Genomic DNA, 19,434 nt, shown 5'->3' with positions numbered 1-19,434 from the left:
CAACGACCCGCCGCCGAGGCGGGTTTTTTGTTTCTGGCCCCGCATGGCATTTCCCAAAACCGCTGCGGCGTTTTGCCAAAACTGAACTCCAAGCCGTGGCGTCATCACGCCGCCCCTTTTCACCGCTTGGTGATGTGCTAGACCCTTTCAAACCATCCGAAGCGAATTTTGCGGAGCCCGAGCATGGTCAAGACGCCGAAGATGCGGCATTCCAAGAGCCGCCGCGAGCCGGTGACCATCGAGCTCGAGCCTGGCGCCGTCTCGCGAGTCGCCGACGAACAACATGTCGCGACCTCGCAGACTGACGAGGCGCGGGCCGAGGAAGCGGCGAATGCCTCGCAGCCGGAGCCGCCTGAAGAGCCGGTGCATGCCGACCAGACCGATCTCGAGCCATGGGAACATGCCGACGCAGCCGCGCGGGCTGGCACGCAAGAGCCGGCGGATGCCGGCGCCGATTCTACCAGGGAAGCGGAAACCCCTTATCCCACCGGTTCGGATGCGCCGGCCGGCCGCTCCACGGCTTCCGACTACAGTTTCGAAGATGCATCCAGCGGAACCAGGGCCAGCGGACCGGGGACCCCGAGCTCCGGCGAGAACCCAGCTGAGACGAGGGACGACCACATGGCAGCGCAGCCGAAGCGGAGCGGCATCAACGGCATCGCCGCCGGTATTGTCGGCGGCGTCATCGCGCTCGCCGCGGCCGGCGGGCTGCAATTTGCCGGTCTGCTCGGTGCGCCGGGGTCAGGCCCCGTGTCGCTCGACGCGGTCAATGGTGAGATCGTTTCGCTGAAACGCGAGGTTGCGGACCTCAGACAGGCCGGCGCCAACAATGACGCATCGGCCAAGGTGGACGGGCTGTCGTCGGCGCTGGACCAGGTCAGGGCGGACGTTGCGGCGCTGAAGTCGGCGGTCGAGCAAAGTGGCGCCGGCGACAATGCCGGGGTGACAGCACTTGGCGACAAGGTCCGGCAGATCGAGACGGCGGTCGCGGCCCTCGGCAAGGCCGGCGGCACGGCGCCCGTCGATCTCGGCCCGCTCAACGAAAGGCTGGCCGCGCTCGACGCGCTGGTGAAATCCGCCGGCGACACGGCAAAGGCGCAGGAAGGCCGGCTTGCGGCCCTGGAACAGTCGGTTTCACAGCTCTCGGGCAAGGTCGATGCACAGGCTTCCCAGCCGAAGATCGCGCTGGCCATTGCCGCCTCGGCGCTCAAGGCAGCGCTCGACCGTGGTGCGCCGTTCGCCGCCGAGCTCGAAACCTTTGCCGCGATCGCACCCCATGCACCCGAGATCGCGACGCTGCGCGCCTATGCCGAAAAGGGCGTCCCGACGCGGGCCGAGATCGCCGCCGACGCGGACGCCGCCGCCAACTCCATGGTCGCTGCCGCGACGCCCGTCGACCAGAATGCCGGCATCCTGCAAAAGCTGCTGTCGAGCGCCGAATCGCTGGTCAAGGTCAGGCCGATCGGCGCCGTCGAAGGCACCGGCGTTCAGGAAACCGTCGCCCGCATGGAGGTCGCGGTCAATCAGGGCGACTACGCCAAGGCGCTCAGCGAATACGAAACCCTGCCTGACGCGGCCAAGGCCGCCGGCGCCGACTTTGCCGGCAAGCTGAAAGCGCGGATGGAGGTCGAGATGCAGATCGAGTCGCTCATCGCCGGCGCGATGAAGGCGTGAGGAACCAATGATCCGCATCCTCGCCTTCCTCGCCGTCGTCTTTGCGCTCGGGCTCGGCTTCGCTTGGCTGGCCGACCGGCCGGGTGAAATGCTCGTCACCTTCAACGGCTATCAATACCAGGTCAGCCTGATGGTCGCGGCGGTTGCGGTCGTCGCCGTGGTTGCCGCGGTGATGATCGTCTGGTGGCTGGTCAAGGCGCTGTGGAACAGCCCCTATACGATCTCGCGCTATTTCCGCGTGCGTCGCCGCGACCGCGGCTACCAGGCGCTGTCGACCGGCATGATCGCGGCCGGTGCCGGTGATGGCGCGCTCGCCCGCAAGAAGACCAAGGAGGCGGCAAAGCTGATCCGTTCCGACCAGGAGCCGCTGATCCAGTTGCTCGACGCGCAGGCCTCGCTGCTCGAAGGCGACCATGAGGGCGCCCGTGAAAAATTCGAGACCATGCTCGACGATCCCGAAATGCGGCTGCTCGGCCTGCGCGGGCTTTACCTCGAGGCCGAGCGGCTCGGCGACCGCAATGCAGCCCGCCACTATGCCGGCCGCGCGGCGGCGGTGGCGCCGCAACTGGCCTGGGCGGCCGAATCGACGCTGGAAGACCTGACCGGCCGTGGCGATTGGGACGGTGCGCTGAAACTGGTCGACGCCCAGAAGTCGACCCGGCAGATCGAGCGCGATGCGGCCAACCGACGCCGCGCCGTGCTGCTCACCGCCAAGGCGCAGGCGCTGATCGACAGCGATGCCAATGCCTCCCGGATGGCGGCGCTCGAAGCCAACCGGCTGCGGCCGGATTTCGCGCCGGCGGCGGTCGTCGCGGCGAAATTGCTGTTTCGGCAGAACGACGTGCGCAAGGGCTCGAAAATTCTCGAGGCGGCGTGGAAGGCCGAGCCGCATCCCGAGATCGCCGAGCTCTATACCCATGCCAGGCCGGGCGATGCCGTGCTCGACCGGCTGAACCGGGCAAAGAAGCTGCAGGACCTGAAGAAGAACCATGCCGAGTCCTCGCTTGCCGTGGCGCGCGCCGCGCTCGATGCGCAGGATTTTTCAACCGCCCGTCGGGAGGCGGAAGCCGCCATCCGAATGGATCGCCGCGAAGGCGCCTATCTGCTGCTCGCCGATATCGAGGAGGCCGAAACCGGCGACCAGGGCAAGGTGCGGCAGTTGCTGTCGAAGGCGGTGAGGGCGCCGCGCGACCCGGCCTGGGTCGCCGATGGCGTCGTCTCCGAACGCTGGGCTCCGGTATCGCCGATCACCGGCAGGCTCGACGCGTTCGAATGGCGGGCGCCGATGGAGCGGCTTGGCCAGTTGATCGACAGCCATGAAGAGACGCCGGAGGCACCGGTGCCGGCCATCGCGGCTCCAGCTAAGCCGATGGAGGAAACAGCCGAGGCGATCGAGCCCACAGCGGTTGCTGCCGAGACGCCGAGCGCGGCGACCGAGGAGAGGCCGGAAAACCGTGCCGGCGAGGATCATGTGACACCGGTCACCGCGGCGGCGTTTGCCGCGGTGCCGGAAGATGCCGAGGCCGTCGAGCCGGCGCAGGAATTGACGCGGCTGCCCGACGACCCCGGCGTCGATCCCGACGACGCGGCGGATAAATCGACGCGCCGGTTTCGTTTGTTCTGATCAGGGTCGAGTGGACCCGGGCTTATTGGGAATGATTTGATGTTCGAACGCGTTCTGTCGTTTCTAAGGGATCTGCCGTCCGGGGGTGGCGCCAGCCCCAGCGCCGACGATCCGCGCATTGCGGCGTCCGCCCTGCTTTTCCACGTGATGAACGCCGACGGGGTGCGCCAGGATACCGAATGGGAGCGGTTCAAGAAGGTGCTGGCGGAAAGCTACTCGATCAGCGGCGACGAACTCGATGCGTTGGCGGCTGCCGGCGAGCGGGCCGACAATGAGGCGATCGACCTCTACGCCTTCACCAGCGTGCTCAAGCGCCATCTCGACGCCGAGGCGCGAAAGGCCTTCATCGGTCTGATGTGGGAGATCGTCTATGCCGATGGCGAGCTGCACGAACTCGAGGACAATACCGTCTGGCGGGTCGCCGAGCTGATCGGCGTCGAACGTCGCGACCGTGTCGAGGCGCGCCTCAAGGCGGCGGCCGCGGCTCCAGGTGCTGCCGGAACGTCAAGCGACGAATAGACAGGATCCCGCCTTCCAATGCCGCCCAAGCCAAGCCCGAGACCAAAGATCCTGATCGTGCTGCATCAGGAGCATTCGAGCCCCGGGCGGGTCGGCCATATGCTTATCGAGGAAGGCTTCGATCTCGACATCCGCCGCCCGCCGCTCGGCGAGGCCTTGCCGCAGACGCTGGATGGCCATGCCGGCGCCGTGGTGTTTGGCGGGCCGATGAGCGCCAATGACGGCGACGAGTTCGTCCGCCGCGAGACCGACTGGCTTAAAATTCCGCTCAACGAGAACCGGCCGCTGCTGGGCATCTGCCTCGGCGCGCAAATGCTGGTCAAGCATCTTGGCGGCAGGGTCGAGGGTCATGGCGAGGGTCTCGTCGAGATCGGCTGGTATCCGCTGAAGGCGACCGAAGCGGGCAGCAGGCTGATGCATTGGCCGGAGATGGTTTATCAGTTCCATCGCGAGGGCTTTTCGCTGCCGAAGGACGCGACACTTTTGGCGACGGCCGAAACCTATCCCAACCAGGCCTTCCGTTATGGCGACAATGCCTGGGGCATCCAGTTCCATGGCGAATTGACCCGGGCGATGATGCAGCGCTGGGTGGTGCGCGGCGCTCACCGCTTCGGACTGCCCGGCGCCCAGCCCGGCCGCGACCATCTCGGCGGCCGGCTGATCTGGGACATGCACCTCAAGCGCTGGCTCGGCGAGTTCCTGCCGATGATTTTTGGCAAGCCGGCGCTGCGGTGAGATCAGTGCATGTCGCCCAAAAGTGTGCAGCGGTATTGGGATAACGACATGCACAAACAAACGAACTAGAGCGCGTCGCGCTTTAGTTTCGTCCCCTGAGATGACGCACCTTGCGCAGCTGCGGGAACAGCACCGCCCATAGGCCGGCGACAGCGATCGCCCCGACGCCGCCGACCACCACGGCCGGAACCGTGCCGATCAACGCCGCCATGGTGCCGGCGCGGAATTCGCCGAGCTCATTGGAGGCGCCGACAAACACCTGGTTGACAGCGTTGACGCGGCCCCGAACGTCGTCCGGCGTCCACAGCTGGATCAGCGTCTCGCGGATATAGACGCTGAACATGTCGGTGGCGCCGAGCAGGGCAAGGGCTGCGATCGACAGCCAGGTGATGGTCGAGAGGCCGAACAAGACGGTGAACGCGCCGAACAGCGCAACGAAGCCGAGCATGACAAGGCCGGCATGGTTGCGGATCGGGTGTCCGGCCAGCCAGATGGCGACGCAGATGGCGCCGACGCCCGGCGCCGAGCGCAACAGGCCGAGCCCCCACGGGCCGAGTTCGAGGATATCGCGCGCGTAGACCGGCAGCAGCGCCGAGGCGCCGGACAGGAGCACCGCGAACAGATCGAGCGAAATGGCACCGAGCACGATCTTTTCGTTCCAGATATAGCCGAAGCCGGCGAACAGGGTCTGTACCGTCGGCCTGTCGGTCCGGCTGCGCTGGGCAGGTTTCGGGATGGTGAAGATCAGCACGGCGGCGATGAGCATCAGCACGGCCGCGGTGGTGTAGGCGGCTTCCGCCGAAAGCCCGTAGAGCAGGCCGCCGGCGACCGGCCCGACGATGGTTGCCGTCTGCCAGGCGGACGAATTCCAGGCGATGGCGTTGGCGAAATCCTCGGGCGGCACCAGATTGGCGAACAGCGATGAGGAGGCCGGCCCGAAGAAGGCGCGCGCGATGCCGAACATGGCGAGCACGATGAAGACCGGCATCGGCCCGGAGAGGCCGCGCAGCGTCAACAGCAGGAGGGCCAAGGCGCAGCCCGCCTCGACCAGCACAGCCAGCGCCATAATCAGCCGGCGCCCGAAACGATCAGCAACGTCGCCGGTGACCAGCACCAGCAGCAGCGAAGGCAGGAACTGGACGATGCCGACAAGGCCGAGGTCGAACGGGTCGCGGGTCAGGTCGTAGATCTGCCAGCCGACGGCGACCGACACGATCTGGGTGGAGAATGTCGAGAGGAAGCGCGCCGCCCAGTAGCTCAGGAACGGCCGGTGGCGAAAGGCGGCATAGCGCTGGTCGGATGGTACTTGGGATTCTGTGGTCATGGAATAAGGCCCCGTGGCGGCGATGTCGGCCGGCGGGGCACTTCCACGATGGGCGCTGGTCCGGCCAAGAGAGCCTTTAGCCCAGTTCGGCGCAGGGCGCGCGCAAAAATCCGGCCTGGATCAACAATTTCCGCTCCGCCGGGCGTTGCCGCTGGCGGAGCAACCGGACCTGATCCGAACGCTTTTAGGCCGTCGCCTTGGCCTTCCTGCCCCTGCCCTTGACGGGCGCGGGCGGGGCGGCTTTGCGGCCGAGGCCGATCGCCTTGGCGAGCTGCGAACGCGAGGCCGCGTAGTTGGGAGCGACCATCGGGTAGTCGGACGGCAGGCCCCATTTGGCGCGATAGGCGTCGGGCGTCAGCCCGAAATGGACGCCGATATGGCGCTTCAAGGATTTGAACTTCTTGCCGTCCTCGAGACAGATGATGTAGTCCGGCGTCACCGATTTCTTGGGATTGACGGCAGGCGTCAGCGGCGCGGCGACCGGCACTGCCGGTTGCCCCAGCCCGCCTATGGAGGCGCTGACGCTGGCGATGAGATCGCCGAGGCCGGAAGCCGGCAAGCGGTTCTTCTCGACATATGCGGACACGATATGGGCGGTCAGCTCAAGCAGGTCGATGTCCTTGCGAGCGTTGTTGCTGTCGTCGATCAATCTATTTCTCCGTCCGTGGGGGTCGCAGAAATTCCTAGTCGGCAAATCTGCGCAATGCAATGACGCCGCACCACGTCACACATTATTTTGAATAATAATACTAACGGCAGCGCGGGATTAACAACCCTGAGCCGGTGCTCGATAATATCAGACAATCAGCAATATCAGATAATCAGGGATTTGTCGCGCCATAGTCGAAATCCGCCCTCGAAGGCGCGTGTGTTGTCGCCGCGTCTGCAATCGGCGGGCAGGTCAGCGAGTTCATCGACATTGCCGCCGCCGATGACCACGTAATCCGGCTGCATGGCGGCGCGAAGCCGGTCGACCACGTCGAAGACGTGTTTGCGCCATTTCTTCTTGCCGCGCTTTTGCAGGCCGCGTTCGCCGACATAGTCTTCGAAACTGCCGCGCTTCTTGTAGGGAAGATGGGCAAGCTCCATCGGCTGGGCGACGTTATCAACGATCATCGCAGCCCCCAGGCCGGTGCCGAGGCCAAGGAACAGCATGCGGCCGCCCTCATAACTGCCGATGGCCTGCATGAGCGCATCGTTGACGACTTTCACCGGCTTGCCGAACTCAGCGGCGAAATCGCAGCCGACCCAGCCCTTGCCGAGATTGGCGGGTTCGGTCAAAGGCCGGTTGTGGTGCACCGGACCCGGATAGCCCATCGAGACGACATCGTATTGCAGCCCTTCGGCCAGCGTCTTCACCGCCGCGACCATCTGCTGCGGCGTAAGCTCCGGTCCGGAAGCGGTCTTGCGCTCGTCGCCGCCGGCGCTGGTGCGGATCTTGACGTGCGAGCCGCCGATATCGATCGCAAGCACGATCTTTTCTTCGTCCGATGCCTGTTGCTTCACCGCTTTGGCCACCGCTTTCGCCTCCCAGAAATCATTTTGTTGGATTGATCCAGCCGTTCGGCGGCCCGAATCCAGCCATGGCTTCGGCCGGCCCCCACGTCTTTGGCGCGTAGACAGGGGGCGGCGTGGTGTCGCCGAGCACCGGACCGACGATGCGCCAGGCGAGCTCGCTGGCGTCCTGGCGGGTGAACAGCTGGCCGTTGCCGTTCATGGCGTCGCCGATCAACCGCTCGTAAGGCGGCATGTCGCCCTTCGAGTCGTCGAGCGCGGTGAGCTCGACCTGCTCGCCGACCATGTCGTCGCCGGGCGCCTTGCGCCGGGCTCCGATCGAGATCGCCACCTGCGGGTCGATGCGGAAGCGTACGTGATTGCAGTCGCCGGGTTTGATTGGATCGAAGACGTCGAGCGGCGGCCGCTTCAGCCGCACGATGACCTCGGTGGCGTGCACCGGCAGGGATTTGCCGGCGCGGATGAAGAACGGCACATCCTGCCAGCGCCAAGTATCGACGAAAAAGCGCACCGCCGCGAAGGTCTCGACCGGCGAGTTCGGCGCCACGCCCGGCTCGTTGAGATAGCCGTCGAACTGGCCGCGCACGACATCGTCCCTGGTCAGCGTCCGGATCGCCCGCAGCACCTGCACCTTCTCGTCGATCAGATCGTCGGCCGAGCGGCCGACCGGCGGCTCCATGGCGAGCAGCAAGAGGATGTTGAGCAGGTGGTTTTCGATGACGTCGCGGATGCAGCCGACCTCGTCATAGAAGCGGCCGCGGCCCTCGACACCGAAATCCTCGGCCATGGTGATCTGCACGCTCTCGACGTAATTGCGGTTCCAGATCGGCTCGAGGAAGGAATTGGCGAAGCGGAAATAGAGTAGGTTCTGAATCGCCTCCTTGCCGAGATAATGGTCGATGCGGAAGATCGACTTCTCGTCGAAGACCAGATGCAGCACCCGGTTCAGCCAGCGCGCCGATTGCAGATCGTGGCCGAATGGCTTTTCCACCATCAGGCGCGCGCCCTGGGCGGCGCCGGATTGTTCCAGCCCCTGGACGACGACCTCGAACATGGCCGGCGGCACCGCCAGATAGTGCAGCGGCCGCTCAGCGCTGCCGAGTGCGGCTTTCAGCTTCTCGAAGGTCGCAGACGCACGGTAGTCGCCGCTGACATAGCGCAGCAGCGATGCAAGCCTGGCGAAGATCTTCTCGTCGATGCTGCCGATGGCGTTGACGATGCCGTCGCGGGCGCGCGCCTGCAGCTTGGCGAGGTCCCAGGGATCGAAGGCGACGCCGATCACCGGCTCGCTCAGCGTCCCCTTGGCCACCATGGCGTAAAGGGCGGGGAAGATCTTCTTGTGGGCGAGATCGCCGGTGGCACCGAAAAGCACCAGCGTGTCCGATCGTTCCTGGCTCATGGGCGTGCCTCCCTGTCGCCCGTCACGAGCCGGCCTTGGGTTTTTCGACATGGCCGCCAAAGGCATAGCGCATGGCGGACAGAAGCTTGTCGGCGAATTCGGATTCGCCTTGCGAGGAGAACCTGTCGAACAGCGCCGACGACAGCACCGGCGCCGGCACGCCGGTGTCGATCGCCGCCTTCAGCGTCCAGCGGCCTTCGCCGGAATCCGAAACCCGCCCGCCGAACTGCGTCAACGAAGAATCGGCCTTCAGCACGCCGGCCGTCAAATCGAGCAGCCACGAGCCGATGACGCTGCCGTGCCGCCAGACCTCGGCCACTTCAGCGATGTCGATGTCGAACTGGTAATATTGCGGGTTTTCCAGCGGGCTGGTTTCGGCGTCGGCGGTGCGCTGCCGCTTGCCGGCATTCGCCGACTTCAGGATGTTCATGCCCTCGGCATAGGCGGCCATGACGCCGTATTCGATGCCGTTATGGACCATCTTGACGAAATGGCCGGCGCCGCTCGGCCCGCAGTGGAGATAACCGAAGGGAGCGGTTCCGGCGTCCTTGCCGGGGGCAGGCGAAGCGGTGTCGGCGCCGGGCGCCAGCGTTGCGAAGACCGGGTCGAGATGCTGGATCGCGCTGTCGGGACCGCCGATCATCAGGCAATAGCCGCGCTCGAGGCCCCAGACGCCGCCGCTGGTGCCGACATCGACATAGCTCAAGCCTTTCAACGCCAGGCGCGCGGCGTGGTCGACGGCCTCGTGATAATAGGAATTGCCGCCGTCGATGATGATGTCGCCCGGCTCCATCAAGGCGGCCACCTGGTCGACGATCCTGCCGGTGATCGCCGCCGGCAGCATCAGCCAGGCGCTGCGCGGCTTCGCCAGCTTGCCGACGAACTCCTCCATCGAGGCGGCTCCGACCGCGCCGGCGCTCACAAGCGCCGCGACGCTCGCCGGGTTGATATCGTAGACGACGCATTCGTGGCCATCACGCAGCAGGCGCCGAACCATGTTGGCGCCCATCCGGCCCAGTCCCATCATTCCTATCTGCATGGTCTCGTCCTGCCTTACTTGAGGGATCGATGATCTAGTGGCGCTGTTATTGAAGCATGATCTTTTCCGAAAACCGGTCTCCACTTTGCGGGATCATGCTCTCTCCGGTATCGCCGATGCCGACAGAAAAGTCAGCGTTCTCCCAACGGCCGGCATCGGACCAGAAGAATGTGAAGACAATGCTATTGCCCGGAGCGGCGTCGGCAACCGGCAACTCCGCGAGATGGATGCCGAAAAGATTCGCGGTGGTCTCGGTGTCATGGACGGTTGCCCAATTGTCGCTGCTCCAATGAACCACCGCCCGGGCCAGAAGTTCGATGCGCAACGCCTTGCCTGCCGGGATGGTACGGATCTTGTGGTTGAAGCGCCATGCCCTGAGGCGCGACACGGTCCTGCCCTCGATATAGCGCTTGACGCCTTGCGGCGGCATGTCGAACACCGTGCCGTCGCGCAGCGAACGCAGCAGTTTGATGTGCTCGGAATGCGCCCAGACCAGTGGCTTGGCGCTGCCGGAGGGGCCGCCATGCCGCAATTCGCGCTCCGGCATGTCGGGACCGTCCCAGACCTGCTCCGGCAGCAGGCCGCCTGGCCCGGCAGAGTTCTCGAACGTGCCGAGCAGGCTTGCCGCTTTGTCCTTGCGCCCCGCCGCCAACTCGTAATGCGCGCGCTCGCCGACCAGCAGCGGCCTGGGCCGGCCCGGGCCGGTTCCATCGAAGGGTGCGCCGTCGGCATGCTCGCCATAGCCATCGCCATTGTAGCGGTACCAGAGCGGGCCCTGCGGCAGTTCGCAGCGCAATTGCGCGTCGATGACCTTGACCGTGTCGAGGATGCGCGGATCGTCGGCTGCCCTCAAGCCGAAGCGGACCAGCGCCAGCGCATCCGGGCTGACGATCGCCTCGGCCGGGCGGTTCGCATCGCCCGGCGGACGGTTCTTGATCGGCACAAAGCCGTCCTTCGGCGATGCCGCGCCGGCCGTCTCGGGCGGGGCGATGCGGACATAGTAGCCTTCGACGCCGGCTTCGTCGCATGCGGCGGTGCCGGCGACGTAGGTCCAGCGCTCGATCTGATCGTTCCAGATATCGGCGGTTTCGCGCAGATAGTTTGCCGGCTCTGTTTTGCCGGCGGCATCGAACATGTCCGCAGCCGCAAGCAGCGCCGCAATCTCGACCGCAAGTGTGAACGGGCTGTAGCCGGCGTCTTCTTCCCAGCGGTCCTCGCCGGTGACCGGGCCGTTGCGCACGACATAGGCGGCAGCGCGCTCGATCATCGGCATGAAGGAGGAGAGTGCGGCAGGCGGCAAATGGCCGGCGCGGCGTAGCGCGTCGGCGAGCAGCAGCGGGAAGGCGCATTCGTCCATCTGAATGCCCGGCCAATAGACCGACCCGTCGAGCCAGGCGTTCTGCGGCCAATGGCCGTCGGGCTGCTGGATCGAGCGCAGATAGCCAAGGATGCGCAAGGCTTCCGCCGGGTCGCCGGCGGCGAGGAAGCCGCCGGCGGTTTCGACCAGATCGCGCGGCCAGACCAGGTGATAGCCGCCGAGGTCGTCGTCGCCCTTGTTGAAGCCCCACGGGATCGACAGGCTGGCAACGGCTGCTCCGGCAGACGACCGGTGTGCCGCCAGCACCGCCGTGCTGAGGCGGTAGGGATTGAGGCCGGACGCCGCATGCCGGTCCAGCGGCAGCAATCCAGACTGCCATTGGCGCCATTTGTCGATGTAGGGTCTGGCTGCGGGCCCAAAACCTTGGTTCAGGCTGGCGAAAGCAGTCTCCGCCGCCTGTTGCGGCGTCGTGCCGAAGCCCAGTGCCAGCAATATTTTTGGGTTTGCGGCCGAAAAGCCGATCTCGCCGATCAGCGCGACATTGCCGTCCTCGGCCCTGCGGCAGGCCGGATCGAGCCGGCCGCCTTGACGAAGCTGCTGCCAGCCGTCGGAGACGCCGACATAGCCGGCCGCGCACGCCTTCCACGGCAGCGACGAGACGAGCGCCAGGCAGGTGCCGCGTCCCGATGCAAACAGGACAGGCTGTCCTTCATGGTCGTCGATCCAGGCGGTGTTGCCCATGCCGGCGTTGACGAGGTGCGGCGCCAGCAGCGCGTAGACGCGGTAATCGGCGGCCGCGCCTTTGAGCGGCGTGAACATAATCTGCTGCAGCAAGACGGGACGTTCCGGATCCGTCAGGATGCGCTTTTCGATCCTGTAGGTTCCATCGCTTGCGGTGTTGACCAGCCGGTAGGCAGGTACCCCGTCCTCGAGTGGTTCGATGCTGTGCTCGGCGTCGCGCTTTTCTTCCGAGAAATAGCCGTCCGGTCCGGTGACGATCAGCCCCAGGTCGCGGGTGCAGGCGCTGTCGAGGCGGGGATAGTAGATCTCGTTGAGGATACCGTGACTAATGGTGAACCAGATCGGGCAGGCCGGCGAGAGCGCGGTGCCGACGCCGCTCTTGGCGCTCGACGTCCAGCGCGCCGGAATGCCGGGTGCACCCGGGGCAAGATTCGCTGCCATTCAATCGATCTCCAGCGCCATCCCTAGACCAGGAGTCGAACCGGTTTCAATGATTGCACCGCAAGTTGATCGCCGGCCATGGATTGCTGTTGACAGCTTGTCGCCTATCTGCATTTGTCTGATAATAGATAAAAAACAGCATTATGAGCGTATCAGCCATTAGCCACCAGCCAGCCATTAGCCACTATAAGACAGCAACTCACGGGAGGAGTATGACATGAAGAAAATATTCGTTTTGGGCGCCCTTGCGGCAATGCTTGCCGCAGGTACCGCGCTTGCCGACACCAGCGGCAAGAAGATCGCCTTCTCCAACAACTACGCCGGCAATTCGTGGCGGCAGGCGATGCTGGACAGCTACGGCATTGTCACCAAGAAGGCGGTTGCCGACAAGGTGGTCGGCGCCGCCGACGTCTTCACGACGGCCGACAAGGAAGTGCCGACCCAGGCAGCCCAAGTGCAGAACCTGATCCTGCAGGGCTATGACGCGATCGTCATCAACGCGGCGTCTCCGGATGCCCTCAACGGCGCCATCAAGCAGGCCTGCGACGCCGGCATTGTCGTCGTCTCCTTCGACGGCATCGTCACCGAACCCTGCGCCTACCGGGTGGTCGTCGACTTCAAGGACATGGGCAAGCAGGAAGTCGAGCAGATGGCCAAATTCCAGCCCAAGGGCGGCAACCTCCTGGAAATCCGCGGCCTCGCCGGTACCTCGATCGACGATGCCATCCATGCCGGCATCCTCGAAGGCGTCGCTGCCCATCCCGAGTTCAAGATCGTCGGCTCGGTGACCGGCGACTGGGACCAGACCACGGCACAGAAGGCCGTAGCGACGATCCTGCCGTCGCTGCCGGATGTGGTCGGTGTCGTCGACCAGGGCGGTGACGGCTATGGCGCGGCGCAGGCTTTCGCCGCTGCCGGCAAGCCGCGCCCGACCATCATCATGGGCAATCGCCAGGACGAGTTGCAGTGGTGGAAGGAGCAGAAGGACAAGGACGGTTACCAGACCTGGTCGGCTTCGATCGCGCCGGGCGTATCGACGCTTGCCTTCTGGGTGGCGCAGCAGGTGCTCGACGGCCGCACCGACGTGCCGCACGACCTGCTGGTCCCCTATCTTGCCTTCACCCAGGACGATTTCGAGGCCGCGTTGCCGAAGATTCCGAAGGGCGGCGTCGCCAGCCACGAATACACGCAGGAAGACGCCGTCGCGGCGATTAAGACCAACATCAAGTGAGCATGGCACTATTGTCGCCGCCGCGGCGAACCGGGTATCGTTGAGGGATGCCCGAGGCCAGTGCAGACATCATCAGGCCTGACGGCGCCGAAAGACATTTCGGCGCCGCCAGCACGGACATCATAAGACTGGACGGCGCCGAAAAACATTTCGGCGCCGTCAGGGCGCTCGCCGGTGTCGATTTCAGCGTTCGTGCCGGAGAATGCGTCGGTCTCGTCGGCCATAACGGCGCCGGAAAATCGACACTCATGCATATGGTGGCGGGCACGCTTGCCCCCGACAGCGGGCAGATCGCGGTCCGCGGCGGCGTCGAGGCAAGTTATTCGGTACCGCGCGCGCAGCAGCTCGGCATACGCTGCGTGTTCCAGGAACTGTCGCTCTGCCCCAATCTCAGCGTCGCCGAAAACACGCGGATCAACCACGCGTCGCTTAATGGCTTCGGCTGGCGGCGCAAGGCGACCGATCTGATCGCCGCCAAGCTCGATGAGATCTTCCCCGGCCACAGCATCTCGGCATCCGACATCGTCGGCGATCTTTCCATCACCAGCCGGCAGATGGTGGAAGTGGCGCGCGCCTTCACGGTCACGCAGGAGCCGCTCGAACTGGTCATCCTCGACGAGCCGACCTCCTCGCTCGATGCGCAAACGGCCGGCCAGCTGCTGGCGTTCGTGCGACGCTTCATAGCCGCCGGCAAGAGCTGCATCCTAATCTCGCATGTGCTGGGCGAAGTGCTCGGAAACGCCGACCGCATCGTGGTGATGCGCGACGGCAAGGTCGTCGCCGCCGGGCAGGCCGATCAATTCGACCGCGACAGGCTGGTGACGGCGATGGGCGGAGCGGAGGCGCGCGAGAAGGCCGCGGCCGAGATTGCGAGCGGCAAGCCGGAGCCCGGTCCGCTGCGGGTCCGGGCGCGTCCGGCGCGACAGCAGGACGGCAACGAGCTTGTCGCCCGTGCCGGTGAGATCATCGGGCTTGCCGGGCTTGCCGGGCATGGGCAGACCGATCTTTTGCTGGCGATCTTTGCCGCGGCTTCCCGCGCCAAGACCGGCATCGAGGTCACCGCGCCGGTGGCGCTGGTTGCCGGCGACCGCCAGTCGGACGGGATTTTTCCGCAATGGTCGATCGCCGAGAACATCGGCATCCGTTCGCTGGCGCGATTGCGCAACGGCCTTTTGATCTCGCCGCAGCGGGAAGCCGAGCTCGCCGAGTTGTGGCAGCGGAAAATCGGCATCCGTACGCCCGACATGAACAACAACATCTTTTCGCTGTCCGGCGGCAACCAGCAGAAGGCCTTGTTCGCGCGGGCGCTCGGCTCCGACGCCAAGATCGTGCTGATGGACGATCCGATGCGCGGCGTCGACATCGGCACCAAGCTCGAAGTCTACGACCTCGTGCGCGAAGAGGCTCGCCATGGCCGCACCTTCCTCTGGTACACCACCGAAACCGAAGAGCTCGACAATTGCGACCACATCTATGTGTTCAAGAACGGCCGGATCGTCGCCAACCTTCGTCGCGACGAACTGACGGAGGAAAAGATTATCCAGTCCTCGTTCGGCGACGCGGCCTGAGATGACAGCGGTATCCATCGAGAATGGGCTAAAATCTTCGGCTCGCGCCACGAGGCGGGCTCGCATGCTGCGCAGCCTGCTGCCGGCACTGTCGCTGGCGCTGGTGCTCATCGCCATCGCCTGTCTCAACCCGCGCGCCATCAGCTACTTCGGTTTCAGCCTGATGCTCAATCTGGCGATCCCGATCGCACTGGCGACGATCGCGCAGATGTTTGTCATCGCCGGCAACGAGCTCGATCTGTCGATCGGTACCTTTGTCGGCTTCGTCGGATGCGTTACGGCGACATGGTTGAAGGACGCGCCGCTGCTCGGCGTCGTCATCCTGCTCGGGTCGATCGGCGTCTACGCGCTGCTCGGGGCGCTGATCCATCTGCGCAACCTGCCCTCGATCGTGGTGACGCTCGGCATGAGTTTCGTCTGGCAGGGCCTGGCCATCCTCATCCTGCCCAAGCCCGGCGGCAAGGCGCCGGACTGGCTGCTGGCGCTGATGGCCTTCAAGCCACCCTTCATTCCGTTCCCGATCATCGCGGCATTGCTGATCGCAGCCGTCGTCCACTTTGGCCTGATGCGCACCTCCTATGGCGTCATCCTGCGTGGATCGGGCGGCAATTCAGCCGCACTCAAGCGCGCCGGCTGGTCGCTGCTGCGCACCAAGATCGCACTATTTGCGCTGACCGGCCTGTTCGGCGTTTTGTCCGGCATGGCGCTGATCGGCATCACCACCTCGGCCGATGCCAATATCGGCAATGGCTATACGCTGCTTTCGATCGCCGGCGTCATCCTCGGCGGCGGCGAGTTCGTCGGCGGCCGGGTGTCGCCGATCGGCGCCGTCATCGGCGCGTTGACGCTGGCACTGGCGGCCTCGCCGCTCTTGACGTTCATGCACATTCCGCCCGACTGGCAGGTCGCCGCCAATGGCGCCATCCTGATCATCGTGCTGGCGGCGCGGGTGCTGATCAGCCGCAGGGAGAGGTGAGCATGGCCTCGCTGCGGACACTGCTCGCCAGACCCTGGATCTGGTCGTTCTTCGGGGCGCTGCTGGTATGGCTGGCGACGATCGCCTTCACCGGCGGCTATGGCGGCGGCGGCATGATCACGGCGGCGCTGTCGCTAGCCGTCTTCACCGTCATCGTCGGCGTCGGGCAGATGTTCGTCATCACGCTCGGGCCGGGCAATGTCGACCTGTCGCTGCCAGCCAATATCGGCCTTGCCAGCGCCGTCGCCATGAAGGTCATGGACGGCAATGATGCGATGATCGCGGTCGGACTGCTGGCAGCGCTTGCCTGCGGCATGGCGATCGGCGCCGTCAACTACCTCCTGATATGGGCGCTGCGCATTCCGCCGATCATCGCGACGCTGTCGGCCAGCTTCGTCATCCAGTCGGTCGACATCAGCTATGGGCGCGGCTTGCAGATCAAGCCGCCGCCGGGCTTTGCCGACTTCACCAACTGGCAGGTGTTCGGCATCCCGGTGCTGGCGATCCTCACCGCGCTGTTCACCATCGGCGCCGGCATCGTGCTGCAGCGCATGATCTACGGACGCTCGGTGCTGGCGATCGGCCAGAACATCCGCGCCGCCTGGCTGGCAGGCGTCAATGTCGGCCGCACCCGCTTCCTCACCTACACGCTGTCGGGCGCGCTCGGCGGCCTCGACGGCGCACTGCTCGCCGGTTATTTCCGCGGCGCCAACGTCGATATCGGCAATGAGTATCTGCTGGCCTCGATCGCGGTCGTTGTCATCGGCGGCACGTCGGTGGCGGGCGGCAAGGCCAATGTGCCGGGGGTCTGGGGCGCGGCGCTGTTCCTGGTGCTGCTGTTGACCATGCTCAACACGTTCGGCGTCAGCGTCGGCGTCCGCCTGGTGCTGACAGGGCTGATCATCGTCGGCGTCATTACCGCCGCCGGCGGGCAGAAGGCGCTGCGCTGACCACACCTTCGTCATCCTCGGGCTTGACCCGAGGATCCATGCCGTGACCCTTGCCGAGGAATGCGAGCGGAACAGATTCTGCATCGCCGCGAAACGCAGGCGTCACGGCATGGATCCTGGGGTCTGCACTGCGTCGCTTCGCTCCTTGTTCCGCCCCAGGATGACGAAGGGAGAAATGTTTCGGCCAATCTCCCAAGGTTTGCGATCGCTGCGGCGGCGAGCCTGCCGGAAAACATCCGGTTCCCATCCGAGCATTGGCCATGTAAATCCCGTCGCGCTATTGGCCAACATCATTATATGAGGTTTGCGTGTCCGATTTCGTCAGCACCACAAGGCATGGCAACGTCGCGGTGGTGACCATCGACAATCCGCCGGTCAACGCGCTGAGCTTCCATGTGCGCGAGCCGTTGATGCGGGCGCTCGTTTCCCTGCGCGACGAGCCGTCGGTGGGAGCAATCGTGATAGCGTGCGCCGGGCGGACGTTTGTTGCAGGCGCCGATATTACCGAGTTCGGCAAGCCCGTTAAACAGCCGGACCTGCGCGCCATCGTCCGCGTGCTGGAAACTATCGCCAAGCCGACGGTCGCCGCCATTCATGGCACTGCGCTCGGCGGCGGCCTGGAACTGGCGCTCGGCTGCCATTTCCGTGTTGCCGACCAAGGGGCAAGGCTCGGCCTGCCGGAAGTCAAGCTCGGCCTGCTGCCGGGCGGCGGCGGCACGGTCCGCCTGCCGCGCCTCGTCGGTCCGCTGAAGGCGCTCAGCATGATCGTTTCGGGAACGCCGATCGGTGCGGCCGAGGCGCTCGCCGACGGCCTGGTGGATGCCGTCTTCGACGGCGACCTGATCGCGCAAGCGGTGAGTTTTGCGGCCGACATGGCCGCCAAAGGCGGTCCCTTCACGCCGGTGCGCGACCGCAATGATCGCCTCGACCAGGCCGACTTGCCGGCTTTCGACAAGCAGGCCGCAGCGTTTTCCAAAAAAGCACGCGGCCTCGAGGCGCCGATCGCCTGTGCGCATTCGGTCCGTAACGCCCTGACGCTGCCCTTCGACGAAGCGCTGGCGGCGGAGCGCGACCTGTTCCTCAAACTTGTCACCGGCGACCAATCGCGCGCGCAGCGGCATTTGTTCTTCGCCGAACGCGAGGCGGCAAAGATCCCCGGCAAGGATGTCGGCAAGCGCAAGATCGGCAGGGTCGGCGTCATCGGCGCCGGCACGATGGGCGGCGGCATCGCCATGGCGTTCGCCAATGGCGGTCTTCCCGTAACCTTGCTGGAAACAACGCAGGAGGCGTTGCAGCGCGGGCTGGCGACGATCGACAAGAATTATGCCGTTTCCGTCATCCGCGGTTCGCTGAGCGAAGATGCCAAGCGCGAACGGCTTGGGTTGTTCAAGGGTTCCACCGACTATGCCGACCTCGCCGATTGCGACCTGATCGTCGAGGCCGTGTTCGAGGAAATGGCGGTCAAGAAGGAGGTATTCGGCAGGCTGGATGCCGTGGCCAAACCGGGCGCGATCCTCGCCACCAACACCTCCTATCTCGACGTCAACGAAATCGCCGCTTCGACCTCGCGGCCGCAAGATCTCCTCGGCATGCATTTCTTTTCGCCGGCTAACGTCATGAAGCTTTTGGAAATCGTCCGCGCCGACAAGACTTCGCCCGACGTGCTGGCGACCATCGTCGATCTGGCACGGCGGATCGGCAAGGTGCCGGTCGTCGTCGGCGTCTGCCACGGCTTCGTCGGCAACCGCATGCTGGCGGCGCGGGGTGCGGAACTGGAGACGCTTCTGCTGGAAGGCGCAATGCCGCGCCAGGTCGACCAGGTGTTCACCGATTTCGGCTGGCCGATGGGGCCGTTCGAGATGAGTGATCTCGCCGGCCTCGACATAGGCTGGCGCAACCGCAAGGCGCGCGGCCAGACGGCCATGATTGCAGATGCACTTTGCGAACGGGGGCGTTTCGGCCAGAAGACCGGCAGCGGCTTCTATCGCTATGAGAACGGTTCGCGCACGCCGCTGCCCGATCCCGAGGTCGAAGCGCTCATCCGTAACAAGGCTGCCGAACGCGGCATTGCGCCGCGCGCGATCGGAGCCGAGGAGATCATCGAGCGGACGCTCTATTCGATGATCAACGAGGGCGCCAAAATCCTCGAGGAAAAGATTGCCGCCCGCGCCTCCGATATCGACGTCGTCTGGGTCAACGGCTACGGCTTCCTGGTTGGCAAGGGCGGGCCGATGTTCTGGGCAAACCTCGAAGGCGTGGACAAGATCATCCGGCGGCTGGATCACTGGCACCAGCAGACCGGCAAGGACGTCTTTCGGGTGGCACCTCTGCTCAGGCAAATGGCCGAAACCGGTTCCTGGGACGGCGTTGCCAGCTAACT

Annotated in this window: 15 protein-coding genes; 9 read left to right on the top strand and 6 right to left on the bottom strand. The window is 65.2% G+C overall.

Translation table 11 applies throughout. The features are described 5' to 3' along the window. Positions 1–183 precede the first annotated feature (183 nt). The 4 genes from NKI95_RS17755 to NKI95_RS17740 are packed head-to-tail and all read left to right on the top strand — an operon-like array spanning position 184 to position 4,552. Positions 184–1,674: a COG4223 family protein gene (locus NKI95_RS17755; RefSeq protein ID WP_352718462.1), complete on the top strand. Its 1,491-nt coding sequence runs from the start codon at positions 184–186 to the stop codon at positions 1,672–1,674. Positions 1,675–1,681: 7 nt separating this feature from the next. Then, a complete protein-coding gene (locus NKI95_RS17750) occupies positions 1,682–3,298 on the top strand; it encodes a heme biosynthesis protein HemY (protein WP_352718460.1) in 1,617 nt (538 codons plus the stop codon). Positions 3,299–3,337: 39 nt separating this feature from the next. After that, the gene (locus NKI95_RS17745) at positions 3,338–3,817 is read left to right on the top strand and encodes a tellurite resistance TerB family protein (protein WP_023678200.1); all 480 of its coding nucleotides are present in this window, start codon (positions 3,338–3,340) and stop codon (positions 3,815–3,817) included. Positions 3,818–3,835: 18 nt separating this feature from the next. Further along, entirely contained in the window at positions 3,836–4,552 is a 717-nt protein-coding gene (locus tag NKI95_RS17740) for a glutamine amidotransferase (protein ID WP_352718458.1), read from the top strand. Between the two features lie 82 nt (positions 4,553–4,634). Here the strand turns inward: NKI95_RS17740 and NKI95_RS17735 are convergent, their stop codons facing one another. The 6 genes from NKI95_RS17735 to NKI95_RS17710 all read right to left on the bottom strand — a co-directional run bounded on the left by NKI95_RS17735 (position 4,635) and on the right by NKI95_RS17710 (position 12,329). Further along, on the bottom strand, positions 4,635–5,876 hold the full coding sequence (locus tag NKI95_RS17735; RefSeq protein WP_352718457.1) for an MFS transporter: 1,242 nt from the start codon (positions 5,874–5,876) through the stop codon (positions 4,635–4,637). 184 nt (positions 5,877–6,060) lie between these two features. Beyond that, positions 6,061–6,525, bottom strand: coding sequence for a Ros/MucR family transcriptional regulator (locus NKI95_RS17730; protein ID WP_292657166.1), 465 nt, complete (start codon positions 6,523–6,525; stop codon positions 6,061–6,063). A 164-nt stretch (positions 6,526–6,689) separates the two neighbouring features. Continuing rightward, positions 6,690–7,394 (bottom strand): ROK family protein, encoded by a 705-nt coding sequence (locus NKI95_RS17725; protein ID WP_352718455.1) that lies wholly within the window; start codon positions 7,392–7,394, stop codon positions 6,690–6,692. Between the two features lie 19 nt (positions 7,395–7,413). Further along, on the bottom strand, positions 7,414–8,790 hold the full coding sequence (gene zwf / locus NKI95_RS17720; protein WP_352718453.1) for a glucose-6-phosphate dehydrogenase: 1,377 nt from the start codon (positions 8,788–8,790) through the stop codon (positions 7,414–7,416). Between the two features lie 22 nt (positions 8,791–8,812). Continuing rightward, positions 8,813–9,829, bottom strand: coding sequence for a phosphogluconate dehydrogenase (NAD(+)-dependent, decarboxylating) (gene gnd / locus NKI95_RS17715; RefSeq protein WP_352718451.1), 1,017 nt, complete (start codon positions 9,827–9,829; stop codon positions 8,813–8,815). A 46-nt stretch (positions 9,830–9,875) separates the two neighbouring features. Continuing rightward, a complete protein-coding gene (locus tag NKI95_RS17710) occupies positions 9,876–12,329 on the bottom strand; it encodes a glucan 1,4-alpha-glucosidase (protein WP_352718449.1) in 2,454 nt (817 codons plus the stop codon). 217 nt (positions 12,330–12,546) lie between these two features. Between NKI95_RS17710 and NKI95_RS17705 the strand changes: the two genes are divergently transcribed. The 5 genes from NKI95_RS17705 (at position 12,547) to NKI95_RS17685 (ending at position 19,432) form a co-directional block, all read left to right on the top strand. Next, on the top strand, positions 12,547–13,560 hold the full coding sequence (locus NKI95_RS17705) for an ABC transporter substrate-binding protein (protein WP_352718446.1): 1,014 nt from the start codon (positions 12,547–12,549) through the stop codon (positions 13,558–13,560). Between the two features lie 47 nt (positions 13,561–13,607). Beyond that, entirely contained in the window at positions 13,608–15,128 is a 1,521-nt protein-coding gene (locus tag NKI95_RS17700) for a sugar ABC transporter ATP-binding protein (RefSeq protein WP_352718444.1), read from the top strand. A 1-nt stretch (position 15,129) separates the two neighbouring features. Further along, complete coding sequence (locus NKI95_RS17695; RefSeq protein ID WP_352718442.1) at positions 15,130–16,104, top strand: ABC transporter permease; 975 nt, start codon at positions 15,130–15,132, stop codon at positions 16,102–16,104. Between the two features lie 2 nt (positions 16,105–16,106). Then, positions 16,107–17,054 (top strand): ABC transporter permease, encoded by a 948-nt coding sequence (locus NKI95_RS17690; RefSeq protein WP_352718440.1) that lies wholly within the window; start codon positions 16,107–16,109, stop codon positions 17,052–17,054. A 308-nt stretch (positions 17,055–17,362) separates the two neighbouring features. Continuing rightward, positions 17,363–19,432 (top strand): 3-hydroxyacyl-CoA dehydrogenase NAD-binding domain-containing protein, encoded by a 2,070-nt coding sequence (locus NKI95_RS17685; protein ID WP_352718437.1) that lies wholly within the window; start codon positions 17,363–17,365, stop codon positions 19,430–19,432. Positions 19,433–19,434: the final 2 nt, after the last annotated feature.

Source organism: Mesorhizobium sp. M0306 (genome assembly GCF_040321655.1).
Lineage (GTDB): Bacteria > Pseudomonadota > Alphaproteobacteria > Rhizobiales > Rhizobiaceae > Mesorhizobium.
Note: the sequence above shows the minus strand (reverse complement) of the source record. Positions and strands in the feature narration are given on the sequence as shown.

Excerpts from the sequence above, each read along its gene's own strand:
- zwf (WP_352718453.1), bottom strand. The coding sequence starts at position 8,790 with ATGAGCCAGGAACGATCGGACACGCTGGTGCTTTTCGGTGCCACCGGC.
- NKI95_RS17755 (WP_352718462.1), top strand. The coding sequence starts at position 184 with ATGGTCAAGACGCCGAAGATGCGGCATTCCAAGAGCCGCCGCGAGCCG.
- NKI95_RS17745 (WP_023678200.1), top strand. The coding sequence starts at position 3,338 with ATGTTCGAACGCGTTCTGTCGTTTCTAAGGGATCTGCCGTCCGGGGGT.
- NKI95_RS17690 (WP_352718440.1), top strand. The coding sequence starts at position 16,107 with ATGGCCTCGCTGCGGACACTGCTCGCCAGACCCTGGATCTGGTCGTTC.
- NKI95_RS17740 (WP_352718458.1), top strand. The coding sequence starts at position 3,836 with ATGCCGCCCAAGCCAAGCCCGAGACCAAAGATCCTGATCGTGCTGCAT.
- gnd (WP_352718451.1), bottom strand. The coding sequence starts at position 9,829 with ATGCAGATAGGAATGATGGGACTGGGCCGGATGGGCGCCAACATGGTT.
- NKI95_RS17735 (WP_352718457.1), bottom strand. The coding sequence starts at position 5,876 with ATGACCACAGAATCCCAAGTACCATCCGACCAGCGCTATGCCGCCTTT.
- NKI95_RS17695 (WP_352718442.1), top strand. The coding sequence starts at position 15,130 with ATGACAGCGGTATCCATCGAGAATGGGCTAAAATCTTCGGCTCGCGCC.
- NKI95_RS17750 (WP_352718460.1), top strand. The coding sequence starts at position 1,682 with ATGATCCGCATCCTCGCCTTCCTCGCCGTCGTCTTTGCGCTCGGGCTC.
- NKI95_RS17700 (WP_352718444.1), top strand. The coding sequence starts at position 13,608 with ATGCCCGAGGCCAGTGCAGACATCATCAGGCCTGACGGCGCCGAAAGA.
- NKI95_RS17705 (WP_352718446.1), top strand. The coding sequence starts at position 12,547 with ATGAAGAAAATATTCGTTTTGGGCGCCCTTGCGGCAATGCTTGCCGCA.
- NKI95_RS17710 (WP_352718449.1), bottom strand. The coding sequence starts at position 12,329 with ATGGCAGCGAATCTTGCCCCGGGTGCACCCGGCATTCCGGCGCGCTGG.